Origin of the sequence: Wolbachia endosymbiont (group B) of Episyrphus balteatus, from assembly GCF_947250575.1 — a bacterium.
Taxonomy (GTDB): Bacteria; Pseudomonadota; Alphaproteobacteria; order Rickettsiales; family Anaplasmataceae; genus Wolbachia.
Genome location: NZ_OX366325.1, coordinates 1342847 through 1361628 on the forward strand (window position 1 = coordinate 1342847; position 18782 = coordinate 1361628).

11 protein-coding genes and 1 pseudogene are annotated in these 18782 nt (G+C 33.4%); 5 read left to right on the forward strand and 7 right to left on the reverse strand.

Annotated features, from left to right (window positions below):
• Positions 1–22 precede the first annotated feature (22 nt).
• A pseudogene (locus tag OOL05_RS06455) lies at positions 23–891 on the reverse strand (hypothetical protein).
• Between the two features lie 246 nt (positions 892–1137).
• On the opposite strand from OOL05_RS06455, the gene OOL05_RS06460 reads away from it, so the two are divergent.
• The 3 genes from OOL05_RS06460 (at position 1138) to OOL05_RS06470 (ending at position 3998) form a co-directional block, all read left to right on the forward strand.
• A complete protein-coding gene (locus OOL05_RS06460; RefSeq protein WP_010403296.1) occupies positions 1138–1632 on the forward strand; it encodes a WBM0748 family T4SS-associated protein in 495 nt (164 codons plus the stop codon).
• A 284-nt stretch (positions 1633–1916) separates the two neighbouring features.
• On the forward strand, positions 1917–3179 hold the full coding sequence (locus OOL05_RS06465; RefSeq protein WP_139686792.1) for a pyruvate dehydrogenase complex dihydrolipoamide acetyltransferase: 1263 nt from the start codon (positions 1917–1919) through the stop codon (positions 3177–3179).
• A 57-nt stretch (positions 3180–3236) separates the two neighbouring features.
• Positions 3237–3998: a hypothetical protein gene (locus tag OOL05_RS06470; protein ID WP_019236771.1), complete on the forward strand. Its 762-nt coding sequence runs from the start codon at positions 3237–3239 to the stop codon at positions 3996–3998.
• A gap of 93 nt (positions 3999–4091) precedes the next feature.
• Here OOL05_RS06470 and OOL05_RS06475 read toward each other — a convergent pair whose 3' ends face one another.
• The 5 genes from OOL05_RS06475 to OOL05_RS06495 form a co-directional block, all read right to left on the reverse strand.
• On the reverse strand, positions 4092–5837 hold the full coding sequence (locus OOL05_RS06475) for a type I secretion system permease/ATPase (RefSeq protein WP_015588031.1): 1746 nt from the start codon (positions 5835–5837) through the stop codon (positions 4092–4094).
• A 294-nt stretch (positions 5838–6131) separates the two neighbouring features.
• A complete protein-coding gene (locus tag OOL05_RS06480; protein WP_264730258.1) occupies positions 6132–9728 on the reverse strand; it encodes an ankyrin repeat domain-containing protein in 3597 nt (1198 codons plus the stop codon).
• A 118-nt stretch (positions 9729–9846) separates the two neighbouring features.
• A complete protein-coding gene (gene tsaD / locus OOL05_RS06485; RefSeq protein ID WP_264376070.1) occupies positions 9847–10857 on the reverse strand; it encodes a tRNA (adenosine(37)-N6)-threonylcarbamoyltransferase complex transferase subunit TsaD in 1011 nt (336 codons plus the stop codon).
• Positions 10858–10928: 71 nt separating this feature from the next.
• Positions 10929–11666, reverse strand: coding sequence for a WD_0702 family putative metalloprotease (locus tag OOL05_RS06490; RefSeq protein WP_010403278.1), 738 nt, complete (start codon positions 11664–11666; stop codon positions 10929–10931).
• A 176-nt stretch (positions 11667–11842) separates the two neighbouring features.
• Entirely contained in the window at positions 11843–13270 is a 1428-nt protein-coding gene (locus OOL05_RS06495; protein ID WP_010403276.1) for a sensor histidine kinase, read from the reverse strand.
• Between the two features lie 64 nt (positions 13271–13334).
• Between OOL05_RS06495 and OOL05_RS06500 the strand changes: the two genes are divergently transcribed.
• Positions 13335–14504, forward strand: coding sequence for an aspartate aminotransferase family protein (locus OOL05_RS06500; protein ID WP_007302196.1), 1170 nt, complete (start codon positions 13335–13337; stop codon positions 14502–14504).
• Here OOL05_RS06500 and OOL05_RS06505 read toward each other — a convergent pair.
• A complete protein-coding gene (locus tag OOL05_RS06505) occupies positions 14501–18151 on the reverse strand; it encodes a DEAD/DEAH box helicase (protein WP_264730261.1) in 3651 nt (1216 codons plus the stop codon). The two genes, OOL05_RS06500 and OOL05_RS06505, sit on opposite strands and share 4 nt — an antisense overlap.
• 97 nt (positions 18152–18248) lie before the next feature.
• Here OOL05_RS06505 and rimM point away from each other — a divergent pair, with 97 nt between their 5' ends.
• Positions 18249–18749: a ribosome maturation factor RimM gene (gene rimM, locus OOL05_RS06510; RefSeq protein WP_007302194.1), complete on the forward strand. Its 501-nt coding sequence runs from the start codon at positions 18249–18251 to the stop codon at positions 18747–18749.
• Positions 18750–18782 lie beyond the last annotated feature (33 nt).

Consider the following 18782-nt stretch of genomic DNA (forward strand, 5'->3'; position numbering starts at 1 on the left):
TGAACATTCTTCCAATTTTTTTCTAAATAACTCTTTGCCTATTTAAATAAGTATGTTCAGTATTAGAGCTTTCCAGACCGCTACTAGGAGAAAGATTAGGTTCTTGACCTTTAAACATCTCTATTAGCTTTAATACAGGAGCAGTTCCTGTACAATAGCTCCTATAACAGCAGTAGCACCCATGATGAGAAGAATCGGTTCTGCAGTGGTGATTACACAAAGCTCAATACATAAACCAGCAATGACCATACCAACCATTATACCAATGAAAGCACCTACAATTATGGATGAAACTACACCAATTAATTCTCCTATTTTTGAACTAAGTGGTACTTCTCTTTCACGTCTAATACGCCTAATATAGCGTGACCTCATTTGTCCTCTCATTATTACATTTTCATCCCTGTTTCCAAAGAGATTCAATGACGCTTCTCTTTCTCTAATAAAATTTGGCCGCATTTGTTGTTCTCTTGCCCTTCTTCGCTCTCTCATTATTATGTTTTCCTCAAAGAGGTTTAGTGGTACTTCTCTCTCACCTCTAATTCTAACATGATTTAGCTTTGCTTGTTCTACTAATAACCTTATTGTACTTTTTATTTCATTTAGCGGTGCTCTTCCTCCAATATCCTTAATTGCCTTCTCAAATTTTAATAGCGACTTGTTATTTAGTCTGACATTATTCTGAGAATCACAAACAATAACCCAATCTAAAATTGGCTTTTTTTGACCACCATACTCTATATCATCATTAATGTGTTCCTTTAGTTTTTTAATTATCTCTACTGCTCTTGTTTCCATAGTTTCTATGGTGCTATCTTCATTTTCTACGAGTATATTGAAAACAATTCCTAATAACTCCTGCTGGAAATCCTTGCGTTCTTTAATATTCATAATTAGCCTCAACTTTTATATGCTATTTCACCAAAGTAATTTTACCAAATAAGTAATATACAGTACAGATAAATTCAATTTATTCGTTTAAAAATTTTCTTACATTAGCCTATCTAAGTTATGTTTTAGGATGTAAAAGCTTCTTACTTTAATACTTTATTAAAGTAAACCATATATGGATTGCTATTTAGGAGCAGCTGTTGTACTTTAATCAGAAGGTACAGTAATGTAAGAAGGAGGTACTTTATGTCTTTAAAAAATGAAATTTCTGAGTTGATAGAGCAACAGCTTGGCATTAAATATCATGACAATTGCTTAGCTTACACTATCCATAATTCGGCTGCAGGTGAAATATCCGATTCTATTGCTCTTTGCATAGTTGGCTGTGGCGATTGTGAGATTAAGTATCAAGGTATTGCTAATTCATTTAACATAACGAAAGAAGAAATTAACCAAAGTAATATAGAAAGCATAAAAAATAAGATAGAAAGTGAAGCTAGAAAAGAAGGTAGTGAATTTTCCGAGTTGATTTCTAAGATGGATCAATCGCTGAAAGAACAAAGTGAAAAGTCTATTATACAGATTTTAAATTCATCTGCTGAAGAGATGTTAAGGAGTTTTTGTGGTAGTTCTATACAGAGAACAGAGGATAAAGAAGTTAGTCTGTCCTCTGCTTCACATGAAGAGCCTGCTACAGAAGATTCGGAAACTACTATTAATTCTGATCTTTTATCAATTTAACCAGCTCCTCATATAAATTTTTTCTGTACCCAAGCTATATGTTTGTGAGAGGATAGTAAGCACTACATTTTTCTATTTCCATTATAACAGATTCGTCTATTTTCATGATGATCTTACTATTTGTACTCTGTCTAGGACTAAGCAATAGAAATAGTAGGATAACAGTAGTCAACCAAGATTCCAGCATCACGTACTAGGATGATATAAGTATCATGATTTACGATTAGATTGACATAGGGTAAAGAGTAAATTAAAAATTAAATAGATCTTTTAATGCAGAATAAATGCCTATAGAAATATTGATGCCCGCTCTTTCCCCAACAATGAGTAAAACTGGAGGGAAAATTGTAAAGTGGTGTAAAAAAGAACAAGATAAAGTTGAAATAGGTGATGTAATCGCTGAAATTGAGACTGATAAAGCCATAATGGAGTTTGAATCTGTCGATGAAGGAGTTTTAGCAAAAATTTTAGTGTCGGAAGGAACAAGTGGTGTGCCTGTAAATCAACTGATAGCTCTAATGTTAGAGGAAGGGGAAGATAAAAGCGCACTTGATTTAGCTTCTGCCATCAATACCAAGGTTGAGAAGGAGGTTGAAGCCGATTTTTCAGTATCATCCAACCCTTCGATTTCATCTAGCTCTTCAATGTCATCCCAGTGCGTGACACTGGGATCTAAAAAAGAGGATAGAGCAACAGAAAATAGAATAAAAGTAAGTCCCTTAGCTAAAAAAATAGCTCAAAATGAAGGTGTTGATATAAAGCGATTAAAAGGTACAGGTCCATATGGTCGTATCATCAAAGCTGATGTATTAGAATTTTTAGATCAAACTAAAAGCTATGAGAGATTTGAGGAAAATACAACAGTTGAAGTAAGTAATATGCGCCAAGTGATAGCGCAGCGCCTAGTTGAATCTAAGCAAAATATTCCACACTTTTATTTAACTGTAGACTGCCACGTTGATAAGCTAATATCGCTCAAAAATGAGGTTAATTCAGCAAATGAGAACAATAAAGTAACAATTAATGACTTAATTATAAAAGCTGTGGCTTTCAGCATGAAAAAATTTCCTGACATAAACTCATCGTGGATAGATACTAAGATAGTAAAATATTCAAATATAGATATCTCAATTGCTGTAGCGCTTGAGGATGGACTTATTACTCCTATAGTAAAAAATGCTGATGAAAAAAGTGTTTTATCTATATCAAAAGAAGTGAAAGATTTAGTAAATAGAGCACGATCTGGAAAATTAAGGCCTGAAGAATTTCAAGGAGGAGGGTTTACCATTTCTAATTTAGGCATGTTTGGTATAAAAACTTTCAGTGCTATAATCAATCCACCACAGTCTTGCATTATGGCTGTCGGCGCATCTAAAAAACAACCAGTTGTCATAAGTGAAAAAATAGAGATAGCAGAGGTAATGACAGTTACTCTCTCTGTTGACCACAGAGCAGTTGATGGAGCACTCGGAGCAAAATTTTTAAATGCCTTTAAGTACTATATAGAAAACCCTACGGTGATGCTTCTTGAGCCTTTATTATTATAATAAAATTAATACCTCTTAGTTTATACTTTTGTTAGTTAATAGGTTTAGAGGTAAAATATGACTGATAAAAAGATAGAAAAACGTAGTATATCTTTTGATGCTACAAAATCAAAATTTTCAAACGATAGGTTTCAAATAGATTCCTCATCTAATGAGTCAATAGATACCATTGGTAAAAAATTTAAGTATGAAGTGAAACTTCCAGGTGTTATTCACACTACAACAAGAAAAAATAATGTTGGAAGCGGATTAAATGAGTTAGATCTAAGAAAGAAAAATGAAAACTCTTTCAAGACACCAATAAAGAATATTGAAGAATCAGATAGTAAGAGAAACCAAAGTCATTTGCTGTTTCAGGAGGACTCATTTCCAGAACTACCAGCATGTGCATATAAGCCAGCACTGCTGCCAAAACCATCAAAAGAAAAAATAAAGGAAGCTGTAGATAAAATGCGCAATAATAGAAAAGCTCATAATTCTGCAAGTGTTGAAAATGGTGTTAGTTCAGACAGGTTCAAAGTGCGCCCGTTCTTATGTAGTGATATAGATGGATATGTAGCTCCTGACAAACGTGACCGTAATCTAGAAAGGTGTAGGGTTACACATGATAGCAGTAAGCTTGAAGCACAAATGGAAAGAAAGCATGGGTTTCAATCAGATCCAAGTGTTAAGCATGTAAAGGCTGATACTGTAGTATGTTCTATTACTAAAGGTCATGACAAAAAAGGCGTTAAATCTGATGTCTCATATACACAAGAGCCTACATCAGAAATGTCTAAGGTTAATGTGAGAGAATTAGCAAATAGGTTCCGTGGCTAATCATTATTGGATTTTTCGAATAACAATTGCTTAAGATTTTATAAACTGTGCATATAGTACTCTATAAGAGAAGTGTGACAACTTCTCTCTTTCTTAACCACTTGCTGAAGAACGTTTATCTTCTGTAGCATCTGGTGATGGAGCAACTAATCTACTCAAAATCTCATCTTTTGGTCCCATAGCATAAATAACCCCATCTGACATGACGATCACTGTATTGACTACAGATAGTAGCTGTAGCTTATGAGTGATGATAACAGTGGTAGTATTTTGCTCTCTTGCAACATTGATTGCATTAATCAAGCGCGCCTCTCCATTACTGTCTAAGTTAGCATTCGGTTCATCAAGCACTAAAAGCTTAGTATTACCATAGAAAGCCCTTGCAAGTCCAAGAAGCTGTTTTTGGCCACCAGAGAGTATTACTCCTCCAGGTCCTCCTATTGTTGTATCATACCCATTTGGTAAGCTCAGTATTAATTCATGTATTCCTGCAATTTTTGCTGCTTTGATTATTTCTTCAGGATTTGGATCTGGTCTCATGCGGGCAATATTAGCTTTAACGCTCGTGTTAAATAACTCAATATCTTGAGGTAAGTAACCAACATAATTACCAAAGTTCTCTCGATTCCAAGTATATACATCAGCGCCATCTAGTCTGACTACACCTGATATGGGTTTCCAAACACCAACGGTTAGTTTTGCAATGGTCGACTTACCAGAAGCACTTGCACCAATAACACCAACAACATCCCCTGGTTCTATTACAAATGAGATTCCTTTTACTGTTGGCTTATTGCTCCCATAAGGAGTAAAAAATACCCTATCAAATTCCAACTTCCCTTCAGGCTCTGGTAGAGCCATAGTTTGCTCTCTTTTTGGGGATGTTAGTATAAGTCTTTGTAGCCTCTCATATGACATTCTGGCTTGATTTAAAAATTTCCAAGTATGAACTGCTGCATCAAATGGAGCCAATACTCTACCCATCAAAATCGAGGCAGCAATGATACTACCGGCAGTTTTGTGAGCTGTAATTGCAAGTAATGCGCCTGTTCCAATTACTGAAATTTGGAGAGTCGAGCGTAAAAACTTAGTAATCCCAGTAATCACATTAGAACGATTCTGCGCTGTAACTTGCATTGCACGATTTTGATCATTCCGTTTACACCAATCAGAAACTATAAATTCTGACATGCCCATAGCTTCAACCACCTCTGCGTTTCTTGTTGCAACATCTATAGCATTAATATTGCGTATAGTTTCTTCATTGGTTTCTCGCAATATACGCTTAGTGGCAAGTTCATTCCATACTGCCATTGAAACTAATATAATGATCCCGGCAATAGCTATAAACCCTGTAGAGGTATGTATCATAAAGATCACAACAAGGTAAATTAGCGACCATGGAGTATCGAACAGTGAAAATATACCATTTCCTGTAATGAAATTTTTTATTACTCCAAGATCTCGTATTGCTTCACCACTTGAAGTTGAGCTTTGTACTGATGTTAGCCTAATTGACCTTACTATTAGGTCTGGTGTTGCAGTTTTATCAATCCAGTCGCCAATTTTTGCCATGGCTAAATATCGACAAGTTTCAAGCATTGCAGAACATGCAAACGCAGATAAAGTAATAATCGTCAGCATAACTAATGTTGATACACTCTCGCTCGATATCACTCGATCAAGTACCTGAGAAGTATAGAGTGGCAAAAATAACATCAACGCATTAATCCCTGAACTAAACCAGAAAATGAACCAAAACGCACTCTTGCATTTCTCTAGACAAGTGTATAGTATACTTTGCTTTAATTCTTTTTTTATTGATGGAGTAATTTCCACAATCTTCCTTTTAACTTAACTATATGCACCATATATAACTTTTATTTCAAAAGTATTAACAGCTATTGCCTTACCCTATCGTTAATATAATAAAATGTTAACATATGCGAATAGGAAAACATAAACTTTTTTATAGCAAGACTATCTAATTCCTTCTCTACTATAATCTTATACGATAGCCTTGCCAATTGTTCTATGTTTTCCTTATCTACTACTCAATGACAGTTTTCTATAATGCTTACTATCACTCCTCTGAAAGTTGATGCTATCAGAGTCAGTGATTACAATCTGCATCTATTTTCCTCTTTCTATATGATCAGGAAGTATTACATATTCCAATGATCTAGCTGTAATTGCTCTTTTTCTCACACAAGATGGACTTGAATATACCCTTGGTCTATATCTTTCGAATTTAAAACAGTCAACAGTAATCCCCTCCTCAAAGTTAGAAAGTATTAGAGATGGAGATTTACTAACTTCCTTATCACTCACAGAATTATTTGCACTACCATAACTCACATGACGCGCTGCACTATGATTGTTACCACACTCTTCTCTTGAGGTTGAACCGCTTGGATTAAAAGGAGTCGAAAATTTTGAATACCCATTGGTATCACCAAATCGTTTTATCAACCCACAGTTTTCTTCATTCATTTTTGTAATATTCTCTTGATTAGCACCTTCTGATAAGCTTGATGCATCAACCGGATTCTTTTTTTTCTTAAAAAAACCGACTGCTTTCTTGGCTAATACTAGACTGTTTACCGTAGAATTAAGCTTACTTTGCGAAGCTTTTTCTGAATGTTTGTCTATAATAATTGAGGATAATTCACTATCCATTATATCTTGCACTCTACTGGTGCGTCTTGCATACTGACCGAGCTTTTCCCCTAAATTGCCCAGAAAAGATGAACTTCTTCTTTCTGCTAACTCTGTACTACTACGCCTACTCATTTTCTGAGGAGAAATATTGAGTTTGTTTTTACTCTCTAAGCTAGTTTCATGCGTAAACTTGTAAAGTTCATTTTCCAATCGTGAAAGATTTTCTTCATTCTTTGTTAATAGTTCCAGTATTGAGTTATATTCTTCCAAATCATGACTCCCTACTTTTGTCTTAGCTAACTTTCCTGTGGCCTTTTCAATTTTGTTGATCTTTTCAGTATAGTTTTCTATCTTACGTTTAACAAGTGCTTTTTGACGGTCAATCGCTAAGTTGCATAAGAAAGAAATAAGTGATATCACAGAACATCCAATGGAAATCCAGTTAAAAGTTTCTTCTGTTTTAGATTTTGACTGATCAGATACAATGCAAACAGAAACAATCACACTTGATATTGATACGGATATGTTAGCGCAGTTTAAAAACTTTTTGCTTTTCTTTTGATATTTTAGCTTAAGTTTATTATGTTCCCTTTCTCCGTTTTCCTTTGTTTCATACAAAGCATCTAAAAATAACCTCAAGATATTTATGTCGTTATATTTAAAAGCATAATCTAAAGCTGTTTTTTTTGCATTATCCTTTATATCAAAATTTATCCTCTTATTTACAGTTTTCTCTCCGGTGCTGATTGTTAGGTAGAATAAGGCTTTAATAGCTTTTTCCCTTAAGTGCTCATTTTGTTTACGCTTTTCTAAAACCAACTTTTTCAAAAATTGACCTTGCTTAAAATCCTCATTTATAGTTTTTTCAAAATCATTATCACTCATTACAAGATAGTGTAATGGTGTTCTTCCAGATTTAGATACAACATTAAACATTTCCTCAGTATAGGGATCATGATGATCTGTCATAAAATATTCTATTACCTCAGCATTAAGGATCATGGCAGCTAAATGTAGAGGTATAAGCCCTTGACTGTTTGCGCGAAAAAGTGATACTGTGTTCCTAATAGTTGACTTAGCAATACTTTCAATAACATACTGAGAGCATCCTATGCCGTCGGCAAGAGCAGCCATGTGTAACGGTGTATTGTCATTTTCATCATATAACACTTTGATGCTAGCAGCCACCTTTTTACTTACAAGTTCTTTTGACACAAATTCAAGACATTCCTTATTGCCGCTCAAAATAGCTGCAAATAACAACTTTTTTTGTGTATTTTGTTCTAAAAAAATACCCTTTGGGCTTTTTTTTACCAAATACTTAACGCATTCTACTCTTCCACTGAGGATAGATAAGTGTAGTAAAGTTTGTTCATCCTTATTTTTCTTACTTAATATTTCTCCCACTCTCTCTTTTTTAAAAAGGTGCTCAAGGCATGATTTATTACCAACACGTGCTGCCATATGAAAGACGGTGTCACCGTTGCTATTCTCACGCAAAACCTCTTGATAAACGTCAAATTTCTTCTCTTCCAACTTTTTTTCTATCATGCTTAAAAACGATAAATCAAGTTGGGCAGCAAAATGTAAAGGGGTGTTTCCTTCATTATTACTCTTATTTACTTGCATGCTTCTGTCTATTAATAGACTCACACATTTTTTTCTTAGTTCTGTTTCTGTATTACTCGATAGAGCTAAGTGTAGGGCCATATTTCCTTTGCGTGTTTCTGTACTTAAATCGTAATCAGGAAATTTATTGAGTAAAAATGTTAGACAATCATACTTCCCGTACATTGCAGCTAAATGTACAAGATCTCTTCCATACTCACCTTTGGATTGAAGTATGCTATTTCCTATATTTTCATAAAATAGCTCTATACAATATGTATTACCATGTATAATAGCAATATGTAAGGGGGTGTTACCTTGTTTATTCTGAACAATTTTTGCACCTGATTTAATAAACAATTCTATTAGCTGTTTATTTCCATGTTTTGCAGCTATATGCAATGGGGTGTTACCATCTACATTTTCTTGATCAATTTTACTGTTTAGTCTACCTAAAAATTCTAGATTCTTTATAAGAAAATTTATGGCATTTTCTTGAGTTTCTGAGTTACCTGCAATCTTATGAAAAGGATTCTCATTATATTTATTTTTTAAAAATTGTACTTGATTATCAATGAAGAATTTTATGCACTCAGCATTTCCAGATTGCACAGCATAGTGTAATGCGTTATTTCCATATTTATCTGTTTTAATTTTCTCCTTATCAAAAATTCCTTTTGCTGTCAATATTTCTTTTAAATATTCTAGGAGGTTAGGACTTCCGCTTCTGGCAGCATAGTGTAACTCAGTTTTATTATTGGTAGTGCAACTAAAATCTGCTTCATTTTCTATGAGAATTTTCAAGCATTCTTTATTGCCAGATTTAGCCGCATAGTGTAGTGGTGTTTTGCCATCTCTATCTTTATTCCTTAATGCTTCTTCAATGTCAAAATTAGAATTTTCTATCACAAAACGTAAAATATCTTCTTTACCCAACTCAGCTAAATAATGTAGAAGTGTTTTATCATTACTATCTGCAAAATTCTCCAGTTTTGTAATCAATTCTTTCTTCATACCAAGAATTAGAGATACAGCCATTTTAATATCACAATCCCTATTTTTCTTTTGTTGTCTTTCCCTAATTCTTTCAATAGCCACTGTTAATAGCGAAGAACCATCATTACTTATTATATTCCATCCATCTTGACAAAATTTTTCAGCTAATGAATCACTTATATTTTCTTCTAAAATCCTGCTTTTTATATAATCAAGATTATTAGTACATATATTATAGTTTTCTTCTTGAGTTACTTTGTTAATATAATCATATATGATTATTAGGTCTTGCTTATTGACTTTATCTTCTGAATTGCCTTGTAATGAAGAGAGGTCTATATCACTAACTGCTCTGGCCATAACAACGTTTCCCGAAATAAATAAACACGACTTGAGTGTCTTTGCGCTTGTACTAGATTTAGCTTTGAAAACATTAGTAACTGTGTCAAATTTATTTTTGAACATACTGTACCTCATAAATAATAATGCCGGTAGTGAATAAGGCTTTAGTAGATACCACTGTAATTTTTAAGCCTACAAAAATTCACCAGCGGCCGCATTATATAGTAGATAATTTTTTGTGCTAGTAATATTTTTCTAATTCCCACTTTGGCCTTGGTGCAAAGTCAAGAGAGTCTATATAATTTTTCTGTAACCTTTCAATTCCTGTCCATCCAACCATTACCGCATTGTCTGTACATAGGTTGCTTGGAGGAGAAAGCACGTTCAAATCTATGTATTTTTTCAATCTCTCCTTCAGAAAATTATTTGCTGCAACTCCACCGGTAATTACAAAATCATTGATTTTAATATTTAAAGATGCAGTGATATCAATAGCATTTCTGACTCTATCGAGTAATATGTCGCTAATACACTCTTGAAACGAAGCACACATATCGCAAACATCTTGCTTGCTCATTGCAAGCTCTTTAACTAAGTTTTTTACTGCTGTTTTAATTCCAGAAAATGAGAAGTCACATCCAGAACGTTTTATCATTGCTCTTGGCAGCTTAAATCTCATACCATCACCTTTTTTAGCTAACTCTTCAATCAATGGACCTCCAGGATAGCTTAGATCCAGCATCTTAGCAATTTTATCAAACGCTTCACCCAGCGAGTCATCAAGTGTTTTTCCAAGTTTAATATACTTACCTACATCCTGTGCAATTAAAAATTGACAATGGCCACCCGATATAAGTAGGACTAGAAATGGAAATTTAACCTCATATAGCAGCCTAATAACTAATGTGTGTGCCTCTAAGTGATTAACTGCAATAAACGGTTTTTGTGCTACATGCGAAATTGCTTTAGCCATCATTGTACCAACTATTAGTCCACCTATGAGTCCTGGTCCTGATGTTGCTGCAATTGCATCTAGATCACAAAAGTTAAGGTTAGATTTTTCTATAGCGCTTTTTACTAGACCACTTAAATGCTTCATATGAGCACGTGACGCTATTTCAGGTATTACCCCACCGCGTTTTTTGTGCTCTTCCTGAGAAAGAATTTCGTGAGCAAGGACTTGCTTATTACTATTTACAATTGCTGCTGCAGTTTCATCACAGCTTGTTTCAACAGCTAATATAGTTTTCATATATATTTGAACTCTTTAATTGTGAGAACTATAACTTGAAATGTTGAAGAAGTGAACTTTGTTCTGTTAAGCTAATTATCATCTCCAAATATAGAACCAATTTTTTTACTCCCAGAGGAAAATTTATTAGTCCAACTGCTTTGTACTTTGTTTATATCTTTAAAGGCAGTTTTATTGCTATACTCCTTTACTTCTTTATCTATTATCTTCATTATTTGTGGATCCAGGCATCTCTTTTTCCATTGGTTAGTAGCAAGAAATACTTTATTTAAATCTTGAGTGCGAATTAGATATTCTTTATCTTTAGGATAAACTTCCTGAGCCCAAGCAAACAGCTCAAAATAGCGTGCGAATAACTCAGACGCACGTGATTTTGGAGTTTGGTAAACTTGTATCTCCTTAAATATAATTTGACCAATAATTTTTTGTACCAGAATATTTGACTGCTTTAAGTTCTGCTCAATATCCTGATAAACTTTATAGAGAAATTCTTGCTCTAAGCTTAAGTTCAGTTCATTTTCAACCATATGTGAAAGTTCATGTACTATGATGTAAGGATTTGACCTTCTTAGCACAATAACATACTTATTTAAACCAGAAGAACGAATTGTCTTACACACTCCCTCTTCCATATCCACTAATCCTTCTTGATATATTTCAAACGAGAGTCTAGTTTGCTTTATTAGTGACAAAGTGAGGTTTAATGTATTTCTAAACTTCTCAAATTGATAGAGATATTTGACATATTGTATTACGTTTTCACTATTTCCTACTTGAGTTGCTTGTTTTATTAAGTTCCTGATTAGCATGCTTCATTATTAAAGGAATTTTCTTTATGCTCAAGAATTATAAAGTGTTTTCAGGAAGTATAGCTAAAAAAGTTTAATTTACTTACATTCCGCTACTTATTATTAGCCAAGAGGTATCACGTCAGTATGACTTAGGAATGTACTAGATATAAAAGTGCAATATCAAATATATTTTACTAAAAATCAATCAACTTTTCACATGTTTGCTCTTCATAAAAGAAGCTCAATGTTATCGTAGTACCAAGTTTTGCTTCACTTTGAATGTTGAAAGTCCCACCCATTAACTCTACTAATTTCTTGCTTAGAGGTAATCCGATACCTGTGCCTTCGTTTCTATATCCCGAATCTGCTTGGCCAAAAACGGACATAACTTTATATATGTCCTGCTGCATTATCCCTATTCCATTATCATGAAACTCAATAGTTAATAAATTTTTTTCTATATTCTCTTTAATAATCATTCTTATTAAACCACCTTGAGGAGTGAACTTGATTGCATTTGATAACAAATTTATTATAACTTGCTTCATTCTTTTGGGATCGGCGATAACTAATAATTGTTTATCAGATATCTCTTTCTTTAAACTAATACCTGTTTCTTTTAGTTTAGGTGATAACATTTTTAAGCACGAATCTATTATCTTATTCAGATTAAACTTCACTTTCTCTACTGTTAAACTACTGGATTCAGCTTTAGAAAAATCGAGCACATCATTAATCAAAGCAAGTAAATGTGTACCAGCATTATATATATCGTCTACGTATTCCTTGTATTTAGAGTGATCTACCGAACCTAAAGTTTCATTTTTGATCAACTTTGCAAATCCAATAATAGCATTAAGAGGTGTACGCAACTCATGTGTAACACTTGCAAAAAATTTTATCTTATTTGCATTTTCTTGCTCTAATGCCTCTTTAACCCTTTGTAATTCAATATTAGTTTTATGCTGCTTGGCTAGCATTTGGGTATTGGAAAAGTGCAAATAAAGCATTATTAGTATTAAGATAACCAGTAATAAGCCCATTAATATTGAAAATAGACTATATACCATAATATAAGAGTCATTATAGCTTTGAATGATCTTCAAAAAAAATGAAGGCTTAATGTCATCTTCATGAAATATAGGGAAAGTAGAAGTTAATGTATTTCCTGTAGCGTAAAATATTTCTTGATTGCTTAGCAATTTATCAATTTCATCATTTGTAAGCAACTGCTCATAGTCATGACCTTGAGTATTAAAATTACTGAAAATCACTCTGGCATTTTGATCATACAGTATTAAGCTAAAATTTCTTACTTTGCTTACTGATTGTAACAATTCAGCACGCAATTTTACCAACTGGTTTATGTAATCAAAACTGTTATATTTAATATGATGTTTTTCTATTAGTAAATAATGATATTTTTTTATTATACTATTTTCCAATAGATCTTTTAAGTTTGCATTTGAATTACGGTAAAAAGAAAGAAAATTATTCTTTAATGAATAACTGCGGTATATTGTGCCCAATAAAACCACAAAAATTAATAAGAATAGCGAGATAATTTTTGTATATCTATTTGTTTTTAGTGTAGTAAAAATTAATTTACTTAATTTATACATATTCTTCTCATTGTGAAATAACGTCTTTTATGGTATTAATAAAAAATTAGCATATCATACTTTTATGACAATTTCTCCTATCTTGCCAGTTTATTCTCCTGTTAACATAAATTTTTCTTATGGCAAAGGTATTTACTTGTATGATATCGATAATAAGCGCTATATAGATTTTCACTCTGGAATAGCTGTTAGCAGTTTAGGTCATGCCAACCCACGATTAACTGATGTCCTAAAATTACAAGGAGAAAAACTATGGCATATATCAAATACCTATAATATATCTACTGCCAACAAATTTGCAGAAAATTTAATAAACAACAGCTTTGCTAATACTGTATTTTTTGCAAATTCTGGATCAGAAGCAGTGGAATGTGGACTTAAAATCGCTAGGGCCTATCAAAATGGAAAAGGTAATAAAAATCGCTATAGAATTCTAACATTTCATGGTGCATTTCATGGAAGGACATTTTTAACTTGTGCAACAAACGATAGACAGAAATTTTCTGAATTACTGAATCCTTATATTGACTGGTGTGATAACATAGAGCCCAATATTGAGAGTGTAAAGAAAGCAATTTCTAATGGCATAGGTGTTATATTAATAGAACCAATACAGGGACAAGGTGGTATTAAAGTAATGAGTGAAGTCTTCATGAAAGAGCTAAGAGAACTATGTAACGAAAACGACATACTGCTATTTTTTGATTGCGTTCAGTGCGGTGCTGGCAGGACAGGAAAGTTATTTGCATATGAACACATAGGAATTAAGCCTGACATATGTGCTCTTGCAAAAGGAATAGGAGGAGGTTTCCCTCTGGGGGCTTGTCTTGCAACTGAAAAGGTTGCTAAGTACATGGCGGTCGGTATGCATGGTTCTACTTTTGGTGGTAATCCACTTGCAACTTCAGTAGGTAATGCTGTATTGGATGAATTGCTCAGCCCTGGCTTCTTAGAAAATGTTGAAGTTAGAGGTAAGTACTTAAAAAACAAACTAGAAAATTTAGCAAGCAAGTTTCCAATGATAGAAGAAGTGAGAGGAAAAGGGTTGATGCTAGGAATAAAAGTAAAAATGAATAACCAAAAATTTGCAGAAGAGCTAAGTCACCGTGGTTTACTTACTGTTGGAGTAACATCAGATAACGTTCTAAGAATCTTGCCTCCACTCATTATCACTGAAAAAGAGATTGATGAAGGCATTGAAATCCTCACTCAGTATTTATCTGAAAAGTTCTAGTTAAAAACTAAACCTTCCTGCTCACTAGTTGTTGGCTGTATCAAAATTGCAGATAAAGCAGTAGCTACAACTTTATCAGCTACTTCATTTGTACACTTTGCCTTTTCCTGTTCTCTTATCAGTGTAAGCTCATTTATATCACTTAGTGAGTCAAATTTTGTTGCATCTTCAAATATAAAAGATTGCACGGCACTCTTCTCAACACCTAAGAAAGCACCATTACCAAACGATAATGCCACATCTAATAACTTCTGCATTAAACTGTTTTTAACAATGAATTTAAATAGCTCCTCTAACACAACTGGCACTCCAAAAGTAAAAAATGCTCCTCTCACTAAATAGGTTGTTATTTCATATAACAATGCACCACACAAGAGTGCCAGTGGTCCAAATACTATAAAACCGCAAAGTAAAGGCAATGGCATGGTCTGACCTGATGATATTCTACCTATAAGCTCCATTGAAATTATAAACCCAATAAGTAACATAGCTCTACCTAGATATGTCCTTTCTTTAGAGCGTTTGTTAAAGTTTTTCTCACGTAACTTAGAAAAATCATTGTTAACTCTGACTTCAAAAATACTATGGCCATTTTTTAATTTTAGCCCCAAATCCTCTATTCCATGACGCCACTTATGGCACCTTACAATTTCATCAATTACCTTCTTAATTTGATCATTGATCTTGTATAAATTGCTCGTTTGATATGAATCTCCTTGATAGTACTTTTCTCTAAATTTCACGCAGTCTAGTTTCTTTAAATCACATAAAAAATCTTTGATTTCTTGTGCCATTTTATTAGCATCATCTTCGTAGCCTACAGCTTTCAAAATTGTTACCAAGTGTTTATTTTCAATTTGAGCAATTGTTCTATCTAATGCACGTATATATTGCTTGGATTGAAAATATGAGATGATTTTTTCTTTACATCTATCCTCATTGCCTTCGTACAAACTATTTCTTTTGAAACTGCTGTCATGTTCTTTGGCAATTTCTAATGCATGAACCAATACATTTTGCGCCTTCACACTACTTTCACAGTGACAGTTTCTGATTATGTGTACATACGCTCTTGCACTGGTATCTCCAGATTTATCTATATTGTACGCTTTAGCCAAAAAGACTAAATAGTCAAACCCTGCCCAAAGATAATACATTACCTTTGTTATAGCACTCCCCACAGAAAATAAAGCTGAGCGTGTGCAAGATAATTTACCGTTGTTTTTAATTCTGTTCTCATATGAACGAAGGTATGCCTCTGTACTTTTTAAAATCCTATGTAAATCTTGTTCTGTCTTTTTGACATCAAAATCATTTATATCATGAACTTTTTCATACGTTTCTTTTATCAAATCACTAGAAAACTTCTTCAGAGCTGAATCATCAATATTTCCTAATGCATCAATATTTTTACTAATATAGATTTCTATTTTTCTTCCAAGTTCTTCTCCCATTCTATTTTTTAGCAACTTATTGTATTTATTAGTAGCTGGAAACAAAACTTTCTGACAAAATTTCTGTGGTTCGTTTTTAAAATTTGCTAAGATCTTATTCACAAATAGCTCAACTTCTTCACCTGCAGCAGCGAAAAACCATGATTGTCTGCTCTCATTACGCTCTCTATTTCTTCCAAGATTCTGTAGGGCTTCAGATGGATTATTGAACTGACTAACCGAATCTGCAAATATTGATGCAACATGATTATATTCACTATCAAATCCACGACCTTTCGATCCATCTATAACCGTTGTCAACGCATATTTAGCCAATGAATCAAAATCTCTTTTTTCATAATCACAATAAAGAGTTCGATATCCACCTATCTGATTACGTATTATCGCTGAAAAGAGTCTGTTTTCTCCAATACCAAGATCATTTTTCTCAATTCCTGCAAAGATACATTTATTTTGTTTGCAGAAATCAATAAGACTATGTAGTATACCTTCCTCTCTTTCCATGAGGTCATGGAGCTCTTTGCTTAAGCGCCAATTATCAACTATTAAGCTGCATTGCTCATTATCACTTTTACTCAATGCTTCAATTACTGTCTTTATTTGCGGTAAGAGCTCATCTCTAGCAAATTGCTCACTAAAGCCTTTTCTCTCTAGGTAGCTTATAATATTGTTATCATTAGTGGTGCTAACATTCTTTTTAACATCTTCTATCAATTCACTCAAACCTTCTCTTCTTTTTTTATCTAAAGTAATATTATCACACTTCATTAAATATGAGAGAGTAAGATCGATCATTGAATGCATTACTCTATATTTTAGATATTCAGCAGTACTACTGAAATCCACCTTTTCTTTTAATTCAGATATCTGCTCTTCTGTCAGACTAGGATGTTGCTTTTTAACGCAGCTTATAAAGTTCGTTTCACGTAACTTGAGCCTATAGTCTTGATAAGACATCCCTTCAGGCTGAAATTTATTATACACTTCATAACGTGTACTACCTTCATATACTAAATTATCTCTACCCTGCAACGCAAAGTTAAGATTAACTATACTATTTACATCATCAGCTAAAAGCAGAGCACTTTCTCCAATTGGGCTTTGCACATTCCATCTTATAGAAGTTAATAAATCATCGGTATCAACAAGCTTATTGTAATTAAAAACTTCTTCGCTCTCTTCAACATATTCATGAGCTGGGCTCAATTTTTCTCTAGTAAATAAGCTACGCACGTTAGCAAGAAATCTAGAAAGCAGTTCTTTTGACTCTACACCAGTTGCTTTAGTTAGTACCCACCAAATTGGCAACATTACTATACCAAATATAAACATAGAAATTGTATAATATAAGTTTCCAATCAAAGCAGAATACAGCCAATAATCTGAAGTTAGACCAATTACAGCAGCAACATTACTATTTATAACAGGAAATAATGTAATCATAGGTATTATAGTAACAGCAATATTCACTACAAATGCTAGAGTGAAATTTGTTCTCCTATTGGTTTTTGCAATAACACTTGCTGTTTCGATGGCGTTTGCAATACAACGTCTACTCAATCTTGTCGGGCTGATAACTTTTCCGCATCTATTTAAAATCCTTCTCTTTGGTGTTGCAGTGAGGTAAGTCGTAGGATATTTCTCATCAAGCTTGCACATGTTCTCAAAATCCTGCTGCTTGTTAATACTGTCTGCTTCATCAACACTAATCCACAACTTGGTATTTTGGTCTTTAAATTTACGATCATTTTCTTGCTGTAATAACAGGTCATGTGTCACTATAATTGTTGTAGGTTTAGTTGCCTGCAGTGCATTTTTAATTTCCTCAGCAGTTTTGGGTGTCCTAATGTTTACAGTAAATGCACTACTCATCATTTTTTTAGCTTGGTTTACTAGATCACTGTTTGGTACTGCAACCAGATGATGAAACCCTGCTTGGGCTAGTACATGGCTCCACATTCCAATATCGTAAGTCTTGCCAAACCCAGTTTCTGCATCGATCAGAACATTACAGTTAGTAGTAGAAGGGTTGCGTAAATGTTCTAATGCCTCTTCAACAACAGGTTTACGACGTGCTACTATTATAGATTCCTTTGTATCATCAAGTTTTATAGATTCACCTTGCAACTTACAGTTGATTTCTTCTAAGCCACTTATAATACTTTGCTTTTCTTGATTGCTGATAGAACTCACACATTATCCACTATAATTATCACAATATTAATTGTATGTTAATTCAGTAAATTGTCAATTCTATAGACAAAAAGCTGATTTCAACTATCATATTAATGTGAATATATGCCTCGGAATAATTACTTCTCCCCATGGAATCAAAGGAGCTGTTAAGATAAAAACCTTTACTGAAAAGCCCGAAAATATTTTCCTATATGGTGAACTAATAAGCGGAAGTGAAAATTATAAAATAAGCTTGGTGTCTGTTGTCAGTAATAATTTAGTAATAGCAACAATTAGCGGTGTGAACTCCCGTAATGAAGCAGAACTTTTAAGAAATAAAAAGTTATATATAGAGAGAAATAAGCTACCACAATTAAATGATGAGGATGAATTTTACCAAAATGATCTTGTGAATATGGAAGTAAGATTAGAAAGTAATGAATTATATGGCTATGTGAAGTCTGTACATAATTTTGGCTCAGGGGATATATTAGAAATTTTGGTTATCAGCACAAAAAAAAACATTATGCTATCTTTCACTAAAGAAATATTTCCATACATCAACATGAAGGAAAGATATATAGTAATCAACATGCCAGAATTCATTGGCCAATAAAAATTTTGATATTTGTATAAAGTTATTTATAAT